Origin of the sequence: Heliorestis convoluta, assembly GCF_009649955.1 — a bacterium.
GTDB lineage: Bacteria > Bacillota > Desulfitobacteriia > Heliobacteriales > Heliobacteriaceae > Heliorestis > Heliorestis convoluta.
The window spans coordinates 2,100,201-2,114,747 of sequence record NZ_CP045875.1; the positions used below are offsets into that span (position 1 = coordinate 2,100,201).

The following is a 14,547-nucleotide window of genomic DNA, read 5'->3' on the forward strand; positions in this document are numbered from 1 at the left end:
AAGTATACTAAATGTAAACATAGGTGAAGGACTATAATTATACGAACCTCCCATGCCCGGTTGGGCACAACCATTTGATGAAAATCAACTTTTTCCTGATTACGTTGGGGTTACTACATAGAGGGGACTGGTCATCACGTTTTCCTCCGCTCTGGACTGGTCCCACGCTGTTACCGCCAGCAAGCTGGCGACAGCTGAGGTCCCAAGTCCCGCTACGGAAAGCGTGATGACCAGTCCCAGAAGATTTTTGCTGATTGCAACTCCCGTTGGAATAGCTTGGAATAACTTCCTTCTATAGGCAACTACCTATTGTATTTGCATTTGCAATAGGCCCAAACGCAGTCACAACCAGTAAAATGTATCTGGGTCAGGCGTTATGACTTCCTGGAGAGAGGACTTCAGACCTCAGCCATCGGCAGCTTGCTGCCGCTCATGGCGTGGGATGAGTCCGTTCGGAAGGAATTCATAACGCCTGACCCCACCACAGGGTAGCTATTTTTGTACGAACCCCCCATGCCCGTCCAGGTACAACCAAAGATAAAAATTGCGTGCCAAACGAAACGTCCCCGTGACACATACAGAAAAAGGAGCTGCTACAATGGCTGATACCACCTTTTCCGTTCGCATGGAACAAGAAAAGCGAGAAAAACTGCAAGAAATGGTTGATAAAAGCGGTCTTACCACGAAAGAATTTATGGATCGGCTTCTTCGGGCCTATGAACAACAAGAGCTACGGCAGACTCTTACAGACCTGCGAGAGCTAGAACAACTGCAATATCATATTGCTAGAATCGAAGAAATCTATATCTCTGTCGTCAAGACAGCACAAGATCAAGTGGAACAGGAACATAGAAGAGGTAAAAAGGCAGAGCAGACGGCAGAAGAAGCGCAAAAAGAGCTAGAAAAAGTTCGCAGTGCCTGTGATAAAGCGGTGCAAGAAGCGCTGAAAGAGGTAGAAAAAGTAAAATCAGAAGCAATCGAAAGGGAAAAAGAAGTAACAGAAAAAACTGCAAAGCTAGAAGAGGATTTAAAGCGAGCCCTACAAGGGCAAGAACAAGCCAGCCGTTTGGCCACTCTGGCAGAAGAAGCAGCTAGAACATCAAAAAAGAAGATAGAAGAACTAAAAGAAAAAGTAAAAATGACAGAAATCTATCAGAACAGAGTGGCAGAACTAGAAAAAACAATAGGGGAGCTGGAAAGAACCATCCAAGAAGGTGAGGAGGAGAGAGGGAAGCTACAAGAAGCGGTCTTTGCAAAAGAAAAAGCTTTACAAAAAGAGCAACAGGATAGAGAAAAGGAGACAAAGGCTCGGGAGCAACAGCTCCTAGATAGACTAGAAAAAAGCCAAGAAAAATCAGACATAGAAAAAGAAAAAGCACTGCTAGAAATGCGCAGAGCTTTTATAGATGAACTTGAAGTTGTAAGAAAAGAACTTGCCGAAGAGCGCTATCGTGTAGCGCGTCTTCAAGAAGAAAAAGCGCAAATGAAGACTATGTAAAAAAATCGACCTATCCCCTCAGAAAATCAAGCACCTTAATCGGCTCTTTGATTTTCTGAAAGCGAGCAAAATTTCGAATTCGCATCTTGAGTGCATCCGTTACTTCGAAACCCTTCGGGATTAACATTCTTCCATGAATATCGACCAATTCCTCTGCTAAGATCATCCCTGGCATCAGATCATCAACCATCACATCGATTAGGAGAGAATCCCCTTCCGTATATTGACTATAGCCTTCTTGGTTTCCTAACACCGTGGTTACCAGAGCTTTGAGAATGGCTGGATCATACCAACCGCTGCGTGATCGCATCAAATCTAAAGCGCTATTTAAACCTTTGCCAGCGCGAAGAAGCTCATCGAAGTCAAGAATCACTTTTAAGATTCTTCCTAGCAACGGGATTGTTGGACCCGATCTCAGATCTAAAGTAGGGACACCTTGCCCGTCAAAACGTTTCTGCTGGAAAGCCACTGCTTCGGCCACATTTTCCAAGCGAGGAATGTGAGTTAGCAGTCGACGTCCTGCTAAAGGATGTTCATCAAACAAAGCTTTTTCTATGTTATCAAGGGGTAGTCCCTGTTCTTTCTTCTGCATAATATGCGCTGGAATGGTGACGCAGCCGATCTGAGAAAAAAGAGCAGCCAACTCTACTTCCCAGATACGATCGTGAGGAACTGCCAGCGTTTGAGCAAGTTCCCGTGCTAGTTTGCGAATAGAGCCTGATAGCTGAAAGGTTTTAGAATTTGAAAGAGATAAGATATCAACAAGTACCTTAATGCTTCCTTTTAAAGTTTTGTCTAGCAGTTCTCTTTCTGCTGTAACCAATCGGTACTGTTCAATGGCGCCTTCTAGTGATTTGATAAAAATTTCGGGTGGACAAGGTTTGGTAAGAAAGCGGAATATTTTTCCTTCATTCACTGCATCGATAGATACTTGCATATCAGCATGACCAGTTAACATAATGCGGCTGGTATCAGGATGATTTTTGTGGCAATAGGCTAAAAATTCAATGCCATCCATACCTGGCATACGGTAATCAGCAACAACGACGTCAAAGGGACCTGCAGTCTCTATCGCTTGAATGCCTGCTTTTCCACCATCGGCTGTAAGCACCTGGAAACGATTTCTTAGCTGACGCTTTAAAGCGAAGAGTACATTTTCTTCATCATCTACAAGAAGAACTTTTGGCTTCTCGGTCATGACTCATCCACATCCTCTGTACAATCAAGAACGTAATCAGTCCACTCTTTCCATCGTGTAGCCTGCCCAGCATCTTTTCGCGCGAGCAAACTGAGAAAAAAAGAAGCGGTATCTTTGTCTCGTATTAAAAGGTTGGCCACATAGACAGCTGTCACGACAGGTTGGTTTGACCACTCTGTTTCCTTGGAAATTTTACAGGGATTGTGATGAAAAGCAACAGCATCACCAATCATAGAAGGAAGGCCCCAAAGACCTAAAAGATAAGCACCAACTTCAGCATGAGAAGTCCCTACGATTTTATTTTCTACTTCGAAAGCATTTTGATTTGAATAAAGCATATGCTCTTTCCATTGTTCCAAAAACCCATCAACTTGTAATAGCACCACTTTCCCTAAATCATGAAGAAAGCCTGCTACCATGCTTCTTCGCCTCTTTTTTTATTGCCCGTTAGATCTGAGGCAATTCTCTGTGCCAGCAGGCCAACTTGCATACTATGCTGCCAAAGATAAGAAAGGAAAGCCGCTTTGTCGCTTTTTTCTTCATAAGTCGAGAAAATATGGTGTGTTACAACAAGCGCTCGCAGTGTGTTTAAACCAAGCAAAACAGCTGCATGACTGGGATTGGTAACCGGATGGGGAAGTCCCAAAAAAGCAGAGTTGGTAAACTGTAAAATCCGAGCCGTCATTGCCATGTCTTTAGAAATAATATGTCCTATTTTCTTGGGAGAGGGGTCTGAACTATCCATTTCATCCATCAGTTGCAGATAAAGAACAGGAAGGCTCGGCAACTGCTTTAAGCCTGTAACCAGTCGTAACAGGTGAGGATCTTTTAGGAAATCACGTAACATAAGAGCTTGTTGAATGATATTTTTTAATGCCTTAGGTTCACAAGGCTTGCCTAAATACTGGTGCGCTACTTCTAAAGAGCGAAGCGCTTGCTCTCGGTCTGCTTGACCAGAAAGGATGATGCGAACAACCTGGGGGTAGTGATGCTGAACCATTTTTAATAGTGCTACGCCATCCATGCCAGGCATACGTAAATCACTAATTATGACATCAACAGGCGTAGAAGCTAAGAAGGATAGGGCATCCTGGCCACTGCTAACAAAATGCAAAGCCCACTGGTTGCGCATCCCATGGAGCATTCGTTTTAACCCCTGTAATATATTAACTTCATCATCTACAAAGAGCACGACCCCTTGCAAAGCACTCACTCCTTGATGCTTTTTTCTTCCGGATCCATGGGCAAGGAAACGATAAAAGTGGTGCCCCAGCCTTCCGTAACATCGACAGAGATGGTGCCTTTGTGTTTGTTGACCACAATATTATGAGCAATCGTCAGCCCTTGACCCGTTCCTTTTCCAACATCTTTTGTGGTGAAGAAAGGATCAAAGATACGATGAACAATTTTTTCATCGATGCCGCCGCCTGTATCGCTAATTAATACTTCAACATTAGATCCGACCTGGCGAGTCTCAATGGTGATCCGTCCTTTTTGGCAGAGATCCTTTTTGATCCGTTCTCCAATCGCATGGGTGGCATTGATTAAAATATTTAAAAAAACCTGGTTGATTTCATCAATGGCACAGTAGACATGGGGCAAGGAAGGGTGGAGTCGCAGATCCATATCAGCTACGTATTTCCATTCGTTTCGTGATATTTCAACGGTACCTGCGAGAGCTTGATTAATATCAGCCATGCCTTTTTTCTTCACGCCAGGATGGGCAAATCGCTTTAACGATAACACGATTTTACTGACATGTTCAATGCCTTGTAAAGATTGCTCAACGGCTTGCGGAATTTCTGTAAGCAGATAGGGTAGATCGATTTCTTCACTCTCTTGAAGGGCTTTTCGAGCTTTTCCATGAAGGGAGTCGCACTTTCCATTCTCAGGTACTCTGCAAGCAACGGTTGCAATAATTTCAAGCATATCTTCTAAGAGGCGGCTCATGTCCTGAAACGCTTCTTGGAGAAAAGAAGTGTTGTCTCCCACGTACTGCATGGGCGTGTTGATCTCATGGGCAATACCGGACGCGAGTTGCCCTATGGATTCTAGCTTTTGAGACAAAGCAAGTTGTGATTCATTACGTTTTTGTTCTGTAATATCACGAAAAACAAGAACATAGCCTTGTAAATCGCCATGGGTGCCTTGAATGGGAGAAGCACTTCCAGAAAGAATGCGTCGAGTTCCATCTTTTTCGAATAAGATAAAAGGCCAGGGACGATCATAATATTCCTGAGAACCCTTCAAAAAATATTGAAGCAGGGGGTCATAACGTTGGCCCTTTTCTGTCTCGGCATATAAAATTTCATCTAAATATTTTCCCTCTATCACTGTCTGCTCTTGCCCTAAAATATCTTTGGCAGCTCGATTGATCATTCGAATACGACCGACAGAGTCCGTAGAAATGACAGCATCACCAATACTTAATAAGGTAACTGCAAGCAGAGATTTATCAGATGCCAACAAAGCTTCTACTTTTTTTCTTTCCTGTACTTCTTGCTGCATCTCTTCGTTGGCACGCCTTAACTCTAATGTACGTTCTTGCACTCTTTTTTCTAACTCTGCTTCAATAATTTCTCGCTCTTTTAACTCTACAAGAGAACGATTGTAAGCCAAGCAACCAAGCAAAGAAATCCGAAACTTTTGCATTACTTGCTCAAATTGCTTTCGTTCCATTTCCGTAATAAGAGTAGGATCGACAGCAGTAGAATAAAACTTCAATACACCGATACTGTCTAAAGAAAAAAGTATATAAGTGCCTTTATGTATCCCTCTTTCGTCAATCAGCTCTTGAAAGCCTTCTTCATCTGAGGTAACTAGATCAAAAGAATTGTGACGAAGTCGCTGAAACAAAGGGTGCTCGTAAGAGATATGCTCATGTAGCGGGTAGCAGGTTGGATTGGCATAGACAAGATGGGCTTTTCCGTCTTTCTTATCAATGATATACTCGTCTTTAACCCACAAAGCAGCATAATCTAAATTCTTAAGAGCCAGAAAACGTTGAAGGAAAAGATCGCAATTGCGGTGCAAATCAAGGGATTGTCCAATCGACAAGGCCAATTCGTACAGAATATAGATTTGTTTCATTGTATCTTTTTCATTCATCATAAAAAACCCCTACGACAACTGTTTTATTCACCAACGCAAGAATTCCATGGTCATAAGAAGATATCTCACCAATGATAATACGTCTGAGGGGTATTCGCCTAGAAGCATTCTATTAAGATACAAGGTTACCCAGCAGTTTCTTGGCGCACTATAAGTGCCTCCGGCATTGTTACACTTTACTCATTCTTCGACAAAGACAAGTGGATCTCCTAGATTGCTTGAAAAATACAAGAAAAAAACCTGCAACCAAAAGGCACAGGTTTTAAGGCATTGTATTTTTCTTTTCTCTAAGAAAGAGATGAAAAAGTGCATCCCCCAATGTAATGAGAAGTCCAAGCGTTAATAAAGCGAAGATAGGTGTCTGGAAAGCAAAAAAGAAGAGGCTGAAGAGAAAAGCTATAAAAGCAGCCATAATACCATCACTAACAGAAGCAACAAAATTACCGTTTCGTGGTAATATGACCATGTCTCCAACAAGATAATTGATGGACGTAGCCAATATACTGAATAGAATGATAAGAAACCAAGGATTATCAACGAATAAACCAAGAGCAACAACAGACGCAACAAAAGTTAGTAAATATTTAAAACCAAAGCCTTTAACGATATTACTCAGTCTATACACCTCCTAATTCATTATTTCATGCTCTGTTGAAGTTTATACGACAGTCCTGGGATAACGGTAAGAAGGGTAGATTAACCAGATTAACTGCTAAATAACATAAGGAGTAACCAATGGAAAAAGAGAAAAAACTCACAAAGGGATTGGTACAAGTTTACACCGGCACAGGCAAAGGCAAAACAACAGCAGCCCTTGGACAAGCTTACAGAGCCATCGGTCATGGCTTTCAAGTTTGCTTTATACAGTTTTTAAAAGGAAGCAGTTACGCCGGTGAATTGTTTACGTCGCAACGCTTACAACCTCATATTGATTTTTATCAGTTTGGGAGGGGTTGTCCTTTTTCCTCTCTCATTCGCAGCGGGTTACGCCAATGCAATGGTTGTGGTGAATGCTTTTATAAAGACAACCAAAAAAAAGAAGAGAACAGGGAATTAGCGACAATGGCTATGCAATTTACCAAAGAAGTTTTGAAAAAAGATAAATACGACCTTCTCGTTCTTGATGAGATTAGCAATGCCTTGCGTTATGACTTTATCGACCCCGCAGAGATCGTAACACTGATTCATAACAAGCCTTGTCATGTGGAACTTATCTTAACAGGTAGAGGCTTGCCAGCAGAAATCTTAGAAGTAGCCGATCTCGTATCAGAAATTAAAGCAATTAAACACCCCTTGCAAAAAGGAATCAAAAGTCGTCGAGGAATTGAATACTAAAAGTATTTTTTTCGCATGGTACTGAGAAAAGGATAAGAAAAGCAGGAAAGAGCGCCAATAAATAGAATTAATCTAGGTTAGAGAAAGAATAGAATCTAAATAAAAGTAACAACAAACGATAGAATTAGAATTACAAAAATAGGAAGTGTTATATTGGCCAGTCAAAATGTACACCACCTAGAAAGAGATGGCAAAAAAATTATTCTCATCGGAACAGCACATGTTTCTCCAAAAAGTGTAGAAGAAGTAAAAGAGGTTATAGAGCAGTATAAGCCTGACGCGGTCTGTGTAGAATTATGCCAAGCTCGATATCAATCGATTACCGATGCTGATCGATGGAAGAAAATGGACGTTGTTAAGGTAATTAAAGAAGGCAAGGCGATGATGCTTTTAAGCAACTTGATTTTGTCTTCCCACCAAAAGCGCTTGGCTCGCAAATTCGGAATCAAACCAGGACAGGAAATGATCCAGGGCATTGAATCAGCGAAAGAAGTGAATGCAACCCTTTGCCTCGCTGATCGAGATATACAAAGTACCATGTTACGGCTATGGAGAAGCATGGGCTTTGTCGGTAAAATGCAATTGATGATGCAACTGTTATTCAGCCTTTTTTCTAATGACGATATGACGGAAGAAGAATTAGAGAAGATGAAAGGGCAGGACATGCTTGCTTCCGTATTGGAAGAATTGTCTCGCTCTTTTCCCCTTTTCAAAACCATTTTGATTGATGAAAGAGATCAATATCTTGCCGAGAAGATAAAAACAGCCCCTGGCTCTACGGTGGTAGCTGTATTGGGAGCGGCCCATATACCTGGTGTGAAAAAAGAATTGGATCGTGATCATGATCTGAAAAAACTGAGTAAAGTACCAGCCTCTTCTTCTGTTGGCAAATACATTGGTTGGGCCATTCCTCTTGTTATTCTTGCCGTTATAGCCTCCACTTTTTCTATTGATCAAGCTACAGGCATTGATCAAATGATCAGTTGGATCCTCTGGAATGGTTCTCTTGCTGCTCTGGGAACGCTAATTGCACTCGGTCACCCCTTGTCCATTCTGGTTGCTTTCATGGCGGCACCTATAAGCTCATTAAGCCCTCTGCTTGCAGCAGGATGGTTTGCCGGACTCACAGAAGCAATTCTTCGCAAACCGAAAGTACAAGATTTTGAGAACATGTCCGAAGATGTTTACTCGCTCAAAGGTTTTTGGCGGAATAAAGTAACGCGCATTTTACTTGTTGTGGTATTGGCCAATATTGGCAGTTCACTGGGAACAATTATTGGTGGCGCTGATGTTATTAGGCAGTTTATTAATACCGTTTTTTAACCAAAGAAGACGATCGCCTCTTGGGGCAGATCGTCTTTTTCTTGTTATTACGCTCTCTCTTTTAAGTAAATAATTACATCAAACTCACCAATAGAGCTCTTTAATGTCAAGAGTAAAGCTTTCTCGTTGTTCATAGAAGAAGAGGTATATTGACCGACAAAAATCTGTGGTGGCGCAATATCACAGATATAACTTTTTTGACTCAATTGTGTTAAGGCATTGCCTCCGATGATATTGGCCACTTCACCAAGAGCAGAAGAAACAAAGCTGTCGATCTCATCCATTTGCATACCAGCCATGATCTTAACCATTTCCAAAGTCATTGCTTTGGGAAAGCAGAACAAAATGGTACCGCGAATATCGCCTGTTACACCGAGCAATACACTCGCATCTTTGCTACTTACGATGGCTTCTACTACTTGTAGAGACCCCTTCTCTGTATCTAAGTCTAGCATCAACTGAAATACTTCTCGAGTGGCGAGATAAAAGGCGTTAACATATTCTGCTTTCATCGGGAATCGCCTCCCTGCTTAACCACGTATCTTCCAATTTTTTGATCCATAGAGGCGACGTGCATAATCAACCAGGTCATGAGCTTGCCACCAAATTCTAAAGCCACCTCTTCGGGATAGCCTTCTTGCTCAAAGCGTTGCACATATTCTTGAACCGCCCTTTTAAACTCTTCGTGCGCTTCTTTATGCTTTTTGAGATCAGGATAGCCAATCTTCTCTAGGTAAGATTCTTCGTCATTAAAATGATCGACTACATAGGCTTGCATAAAAGAAATTGTTTCTTTTACGTTTTCTGCTTTTTCTTCCCAAGTTCCTGACTTGCGCACCGTCTGAATGAATGTAGATACACGGCGAAATAGCTCTTCGTGCTGCTGGTCAATTTCGGCAACGCCAATCTTATACTTATCTTTCCACATCAATAATGAGACTCCTTTCTCTTTTCCCTATTCTTGCAACTTCTTCTTTATGGAGTACAGGTGCTTTTAACATATAGTTTCTACCACAAGGACACCATTCCTCTTGTTGAAAAAAATACAATGGGGGTTGCTCTTCTTCTGCTTCTCCTCGTAGATAGGATTTCCCAAATATTTTGGTATAATTTACGAGTTGGCTGTAGAATTTGGATTGAATGGGCTATCTCTTTTTCAAGAATTAAAGTTATTAAGTCCTAGCTCTTTTTTATTTAATTATTTTAAAATTAAAGATAAAAAACATACTGACAAGTATAAAAAAATAATGCTATTATTTTAACATAGCCTATGCCAGCATAAAGATCATCTTTCTTGACTAGGAAAGGAGAAAATTAAAACGAAAGAGCAGGGAAGGAAAGCATGAAACTAAAAATCAAAGAACGATTGCTTCTTTTCATTGTATCTACACTTGTGATTGTCCTAACGACAGCAATCGCAAGCGGAGCCATCATGACTCGTCAGATTGTCCAAGAAATTTCGAATGATGAAGTGTTACTTCTAGCTAAAGAGCAGGCTGCAGAAGTCCAGATCTTTTTGGACAAGCCCATGGCGGAAGCAAGAGCTTTAGCAGAAGCATTAGCAGGGCTTCAACAAAGAGGACAAACCGATCGAGAGACAGCCCATCAAATTATGCAAAGCCTCTTGAAAAAAAATGAAGACTACTTAGGCATCTGGACGCTGTGGGAACCAAACGCCTTCGATGGCAATGATCAAGCCTATGTAAATGCACCAGGTCATGATGAAACGGGACGCTTTATCCCTTATTGGGTAAAAAGTGGCAATCGTATTATCTTACAGCCCTGTGGTAACTACGAGGTACCCGGTGCTGGTGATTACTATCTCATTGCCAAAGCAACCAAAGAAGAGACCATTATGGAGCCATATGCCTACCTTATAGATGGAGAAGAAGTCACCCTTGTTTCTCTCGTTGTTCCCGTTTTAATAGAGAATCAATTTGTTGGAGTTGTAGGAATTGATGTAGCTTTACATACTTTTATTGAAAAACATAGAGCCGTACAAATCTTCAACAGTGGTTCCGTTCATTTGATTACCCATGAAGGCACTTTTGTATCATTTAGAGATGATTCTTACATTGGTAAAAATATTGCTGACCTTGATGGTGGGCAACATAACGGTGCTATTGAGGCTTTACGTAAGAACGAAATTTTTCATAAGGAATTTCATTCTGATCTATTGGGGGAGCAAATTGCTACCCTATACGTACCTTTTACAGTGGGTAACAGTACCACGCCCTGGTCTTTGGGCGTTATCGTATCACTGAATGAAATCTACGCCAAAGCCAATTATTTGTTGCTTTGGCAGATTGGATTCGGTATTGCTGGTATACTCATTATGAGCGCCATTGTCTACTCGGTAGCTCACTTTATAACGAGTCCACTGCGCAATGTCTTACAGGGATTGGATAAAGTGGCCAATGGAGACTTTAGAACAAAGATGGCAGAAAAAGATTTGGCAAGAAGCGATGAGATTGGCCAAATCGCAGTAGCCGTGGAAACAATGACGCAGAACATGAAAGAAGCAGTAGAAAGAATTGCACAAGTAGCAGAGGAATTGTCTGCTTCTGGACAAGAACTATCAGCATCGACACAAACAGTCTCAGCCAATATGGAAGAAGTATCTGCTTCTTCTGAAGAAATCTCTGCAAGCATGGAGACACTTTCTGCCTCAGCAGAAGAAATCAGTGCTTCTAGCGAGCAAACGGTAACCGCTTTAAAGCAGTTAAATGAAGATGCCACCACATCTTATTCCAAAGCACAAGAAGTCAATGCTAGAGCCAACGATTTGGTGAAAAAAGCCGGCACATCGCACGAACAAGCGGGCAATATGTATGAGACTATTAACAGCAAAATGAACCAGGCCATTGAAGAAGCGAAGATAGTAACCGAAATAGCCCATCTAGCTGATTCAATTGCTGATATATCGGCGCAGACCAATCTTTTGGCCTTGAATGCAGCCATAGAAGCATCTCATGCTGGCGAGCAAGGTCGAGGCTTTGCCGTCGTAGCCGATGAAGTCCGCAAATTGGCCAATCATTCCGCCGAATCGGTACAAAACATTCAAAAAGTAACGAAAAAAGTACAACTTTCTATCGAATCACTCGTTACAAGCAGTCAAGAATTAATGAACTTTCTCAATACACAAGTGAAAACAGATTACGAATCTTTCGTTGGTGTAGGCGCTAAGTACCAAGAAGATGCCGAGACTTTCCATCAAATTGTAACAGAAACATCAAAGCTAACAAAAGAAGTCTTAGCATCAACAACAGAAGTATCAAAAGCAATAGAACAAGTCACAGAAATGGTGAATCAAGCGAACAAAGGAACCACCGAAATCGCCCGAGGTGCTGAGCATACAAGCGAAGCCTTGAATGATGTAAGCAATACAGCCGTCAATCAAGCCCAAATGGCCGATGAGCTTGATAGCTTGGTAAAGAAGTTTAAATGGTAAGGAACAGCCAGAGGGGAGTTGTTAAAGCTCTCTTCTGGCTGTTTTTAAAATGCCGAAGGTTCTGCCCTTTGCCACAAAACAAGCAAAAGGGTCAGGCTTTTTCTTACTTTGACAGAAGCAATCGAATGCTGTATCCTCGAAAAAAGCCAAGAAACCAATGACAGGAGGTCTACATTTGAAGAAAAACCTAGCAGCCTTACTCCTTCTTACCATCTTAACCTTCACATTCACCCTATCGGGATGCACCATCGAAGAGACATCACAAAAAGAAAGACCACCTTCAACAGCAGAAAATCAACAAAGCCAAAACACAGCCCCAACAAAGGCCTCGTCTACCGAGGCAATCGAAGAAAAAGAGAACCAACAAAGGGAAACCTCTCCCGCAGAACGACCAAGCCAGGAACTTACTCTCCACTTTATCGACGTCGGTCAAGGCGATAGTATTCTCATTACCACCCCCAACGGATCGACCTTGCTCATAGACGCCGGACCTCAAAGTGCAGGACAAAAAGTGGTAAGTTACTTAAAAAAGGCTGGTATCACTTCTATTGATAAGCTTATCAGCACCCATCCTCATAGCGACCATATCGGTGGTATGCAAGAAGTCTTAGCTAAATTTGAGATTGGCCAAATCTACGACCCCGGTCACGTCCATAGCACGCGCACTTTTGAACAGTACTTAGAGACCATCGACGAGCGGAACATTCCTTTTATCATCGCCGAAAGAGGCATGACAATCGACATAGATCCTCAAGTAGCTATTGAAATCCTGCACCCACCAGAGCCACAAGAAAGTGCCAACAATAGTTCCATTGCCCTGAAGCTTCAATATGGACAGATAGCAGCTCTACTCACAGGTGATGGCGAAAAAGAAGCAGAAGAAATGATGCTTCAATATGCAGGCTCAAGCGTAAAAAGCACCATCTTAAAAGCAGGTCATCACGGCTCTAACACTTCAACCATAGAACCATTCCTCCAAGCCGTCAACCCGGAAGTAGCCATCATCCAGGTCGGGGTTAACAACCGCTATGGCCACCCTCATCAAGAAGTGCTCCATCGACTCACCCAAAAAGGTATCAAAATATATCGCAACGATCTCCATGGTGACGTTGTTCTAACCACAGATGGTCATACTTATACAGTAAGAACAGAAAAAGAGTAAGAAGGTGAGACCATGGAGTTCAAAGCAACGATCGATCGCTTTGAAGGATCCTATGCTGTTTTGCTCGTCGGAAAGCGTGACGAGACCTTAGACTGGCCCAAAAGCATGCTACCAACAGACGCTAGAGAAGGCGACGTTGTATTGATACATCTCACACTAGACAAAAAAGAAAGGCAAGCAAGAGACAAGCGAGTAAAAAGCCTGCTCGACAAGTTAACACAAAAGAATCAAGGCTGAGCAAAAGAATTCCTTGGAAAACTAACCATAACTGGAAGGAGACGAAAACAGTTTTTATTCGACTATTTATCTTTTCTACCATACTTATCCTCTACGGACTTTTCAACTACTGGCTTGCCCGCGTAGGTATCTTGGCACTGAGCCGCTATATAACAACACCCTGGCTATGGCTTTATGGAATCACTTTCTTTACCCTGGCTCTTGCTTATCCCTTGGGGCGATACCTAGAAGGCATTGTGCCATCTTTGGCTTATCCACTTGTCCTTATTGGTGCCTATTGGCTCGCAGCCATCTTATATATGGCCATGATGTTGATTACCATCGAAATCGCTCGCCTAATCCATCGCTTCCAACCCTTTATCCCCGAATCATGGCTAAATTATGAAAAAACACCACTCTACCTGGTTTTGGCTGTTCTATCTATGACAGCGCTTCTACTAACCTATGGTTCCTGGAACGCCAAAAACCCGCAAATCACTTCTTATGAGATTGCGATTGCCAAAGAAGCTAGCAATGAAGCAGGCTCTTTAGAAGAAATGACAATAGCCGTCGTATCCGATCTGCATCTTGGTACCATCATCCATAACGATCGCTTGTTGAAAATGGTAGAAATGGTCCAAGCCTTAGAGCCTGATCTGATCTTATTTCCCGGCGATGTTATCGACGAAGACCCAGGCCCTTTTGCCAAGCAAGATATGAAAGCAACTTTTGAAAAACTAAGAGCTCCTTATGGCATATACGCTGTACCAGGCAACCATGAATATATCGGGCAGCAATGGGATGAGATTTTTGCTTATCTCGAAGAATCGGGTGTCACCGTCTTGCGCGATGAATATAGACGAATTGATGATCTTTTCTACATTGTCGGCAGAGATGACCTTTCTCGGAAAAACTTCGCTGGAACAGAGCGAAAAAGCCTTGCAGAAGTCATGGAACAGATCGATCCAACATTGCCCATTCTTCTCTTGGATCATCAACCTTTTTATTTAGAAGAAGCCGTAGAGCAAGGCGTGGACCTGCAAGTATCAGGTCACACCCATCGCGGTCAGCTATTTCCCTTTAATCTAGTCACCCACTTTATGTTCGAGACAGACTGGGGTCATCTCGTGAAAGGCGACAGCCACTTTATCGTTTCTACAGGCTTTGGCACCTGGGGTCCACCGATTCGAATCGGCAATCGACCTGAAGTGGTAGAGATTCGGCTTTATTTTCGAGCCCCGTAAAAAGTTTTT

Annotated in this window: 14 protein-coding genes; 7 read left to right on the forward strand and 7 right to left on the reverse strand. The window is 42.2% G+C overall.

Translation table 11 applies throughout. The annotated features are described in order from the left end of the window. The first annotated feature begins 598 nt into the window (after window positions 1-598). Window positions 599-1,498, forward strand: a complete 900-nt coding sequence (locus FTV88_RS10095; protein ID WP_162007992.1) for a coiled-coil domain-containing protein — start codon at window positions 599-601, stop codon at window positions 1,496-1,498. Between the two features lie 10 nt (window positions 1,499-1,508). Here the strand turns inward: FTV88_RS10095 and FTV88_RS10100 are convergent, their stop codons facing one another. The 5 genes from FTV88_RS10100 to FTV88_RS10120 all read right to left on the reverse strand — a co-directional run bounded on the left by FTV88_RS10100 (window position 1,509) and on the right by FTV88_RS10120 (window position 6,432). Next, entirely contained in the window at window positions 1,509-2,696 is a 1,188-nt protein-coding gene (locus FTV88_RS10100; RefSeq protein ID WP_153725512.1) for an HD domain-containing phosphohydrolase, read from the reverse strand. Beyond that, on the reverse strand, window positions 2,693-3,115 hold the full coding sequence (locus tag FTV88_RS16060; RefSeq protein WP_153725513.1) for an HDOD domain-containing protein: 423 nt from the start codon (window positions 3,113-3,115) through the stop codon (window positions 2,693-2,695). The genes FTV88_RS10100 and FTV88_RS16060 overlap by 4 nt, the downstream gene beginning before the upstream one ends. Further along, entirely contained in the window at window positions 3,109-3,900 is a 792-nt protein-coding gene (locus tag FTV88_RS10110) for an HDOD domain-containing protein (protein ID WP_153725514.1), read from the reverse strand. Before FTV88_RS10110 ends, FTV88_RS16060 begins: the two co-directional genes overlap by 7 nt. Window positions 3,901-3,905: 5 nt before the next feature. Further along, window positions 3,906-5,807 carry a two-component system sensor histidine kinase NtrB gene (locus FTV88_RS10115; protein ID WP_153725515.1) on the reverse strand — a complete coding sequence of 634 codons (1,902 nt, stop codon included), beginning with the start codon at window positions 5,805-5,807 and terminating at the stop codon, window positions 3,906-3,908. 262 nt (window positions 5,808-6,069) lie between these two features. Beyond that, window positions 6,070-6,432, reverse strand: a complete 363-nt coding sequence (locus FTV88_RS10120; RefSeq protein WP_153725516.1) for a DUF2512 family protein — start codon at window positions 6,430-6,432, stop codon at window positions 6,070-6,072. 110 nt (window positions 6,433-6,542) lie between these two features. On the opposite strand from FTV88_RS10120, the gene FTV88_RS10125 reads away from it, so the two are divergent. Both FTV88_RS10125 and FTV88_RS10130 read left to right on the forward strand, forming a co-directional pair. After that, window positions 6,543-7,142: a cob(I)yrinic acid a,c-diamide adenosyltransferase gene (locus FTV88_RS10125; protein ID WP_153725517.1), complete on the forward strand. Its 600-nt coding sequence runs from the start codon at window positions 6,543-6,545 to the stop codon at window positions 7,140-7,142. Between the two features lie 153 nt (window positions 7,143-7,295). Then, the gene (locus FTV88_RS10130; RefSeq protein ID WP_153725518.1) at window positions 7,296-8,465 is read left to right on the forward strand and encodes a TraB/GumN family protein; all 1,170 of its coding nucleotides are present in this window, start codon (window positions 7,296-7,298) and stop codon (window positions 8,463-8,465) included. Window positions 8,466-8,512: 47 nt separating this feature from the next. Here FTV88_RS10130 and FTV88_RS10135 read toward each other — a convergent pair whose 3' ends face one another. Both FTV88_RS10135 and FTV88_RS10140 read right to left on the reverse strand, forming a co-directional pair. Further along, complete coding sequence (locus FTV88_RS10135) at window positions 8,513-8,977, reverse strand: chemotaxis protein CheX (protein ID WP_153725519.1); 465 nt, start codon at window positions 8,975-8,977, stop codon at window positions 8,513-8,515. Further along, window positions 8,974-9,393, reverse strand: coding sequence for a bacteriohemerythrin (locus FTV88_RS10140; RefSeq protein WP_170285785.1), 420 nt, complete (start codon window positions 9,391-9,393; stop codon window positions 8,974-8,976). The genes FTV88_RS10135 and FTV88_RS10140 overlap by 4 nt, the downstream gene beginning before the upstream one ends. A gap of 414 nt (window positions 9,394-9,807) precedes the next feature. On the opposite strand from FTV88_RS10140, the gene FTV88_RS10145 reads away from it, so the two are divergent. From FTV88_RS10145 to FTV88_RS10160, 4 genes are all read left to right on the forward strand, one after another. Continuing rightward, window positions 9,808-11,916 (forward strand): methyl-accepting chemotaxis protein, encoded by a 2,109-nt coding sequence (locus tag FTV88_RS10145; protein WP_153725521.1) that lies wholly within the window; start codon window positions 9,808-9,810, stop codon window positions 11,914-11,916. 175 nt (window positions 11,917-12,091) lie between these two features. Next, window positions 12,092-13,078, forward strand: coding sequence for a ComEC/Rec2 family competence protein (locus FTV88_RS10150; protein ID WP_162007993.1), 987 nt, complete (start codon window positions 12,092-12,094; stop codon window positions 13,076-13,078). A gap of 12 nt (window positions 13,079-13,090) precedes the next feature. Beyond that, on the forward strand, window positions 13,091-13,315 hold the full coding sequence (locus tag FTV88_RS10155) for a DUF3006 domain-containing protein (RefSeq protein ID WP_153725523.1): 225 nt from the start codon (window positions 13,091-13,093) through the stop codon (window positions 13,313-13,315). A 131-nt stretch (window positions 13,316-13,446) separates the two neighbouring features. Then, complete coding sequence (locus FTV88_RS10160; RefSeq protein ID WP_153725524.1) at window positions 13,447-14,538, forward strand: metallophosphoesterase; 1,092 nt, start codon at window positions 13,447-13,449, stop codon at window positions 14,536-14,538. Window positions 14,539-14,547 lie beyond the last annotated feature (9 nt).

Bases quoted from the DNA above. Each gene is read 5' to 3' on its own strand.
- FTV88_RS10155 (WP_153725523.1), top strand. From the start codon at position 13,091: ATGGAGTTCAAAGCAACGATCGATCGCTTTGAAGGATCCTATGCTGTT.
- FTV88_RS16060 (WP_153725513.1), bottom strand. From the start codon at position 3,115: ATGGTAGCAGGCTTTCTTCATGATTTAGGGAAAGTGGTGCTATTACAA.
- FTV88_RS10140 (WP_170285785.1), bottom strand. From the start codon at position 9,393: ATGTGGAAAGATAAGTATAAGATTGGCGTTGCCGAAATTGACCAGCAG.
- FTV88_RS10115 (WP_153725515.1), bottom strand. From the start codon at position 5,807: ATGATGAATGAAAAAGATACAATGAAACAAATCTATATTCTGTACGAA.
- FTV88_RS10095 (WP_162007992.1), top strand. From the start codon at position 599: ATGGCTGATACCACCTTTTCCGTTCGCATGGAACAAGAAAAGCGAGAA.
- FTV88_RS10100 (WP_153725512.1), bottom strand. From the start codon at position 2,696: ATGACCGAGAAGCCAAAAGTTCTTCTTGTAGATGATGAAGAAAATGTA.
- FTV88_RS10125 (WP_153725517.1), top strand. From the start codon at position 6,543: ATGGAAAAAGAGAAAAAACTCACAAAGGGATTGGTACAAGTTTACACC.
- FTV88_RS10145 (WP_153725521.1), top strand. From the start codon at position 9,808: ATGAAACTAAAAATCAAAGAACGATTGCTTCTTTTCATTGTATCTACA.
- FTV88_RS10135 (WP_153725519.1), bottom strand. From the start codon at position 8,977: ATGAAAGCAGAATATGTTAACGCCTTTTATCTCGCCACTCGAGAAGTA.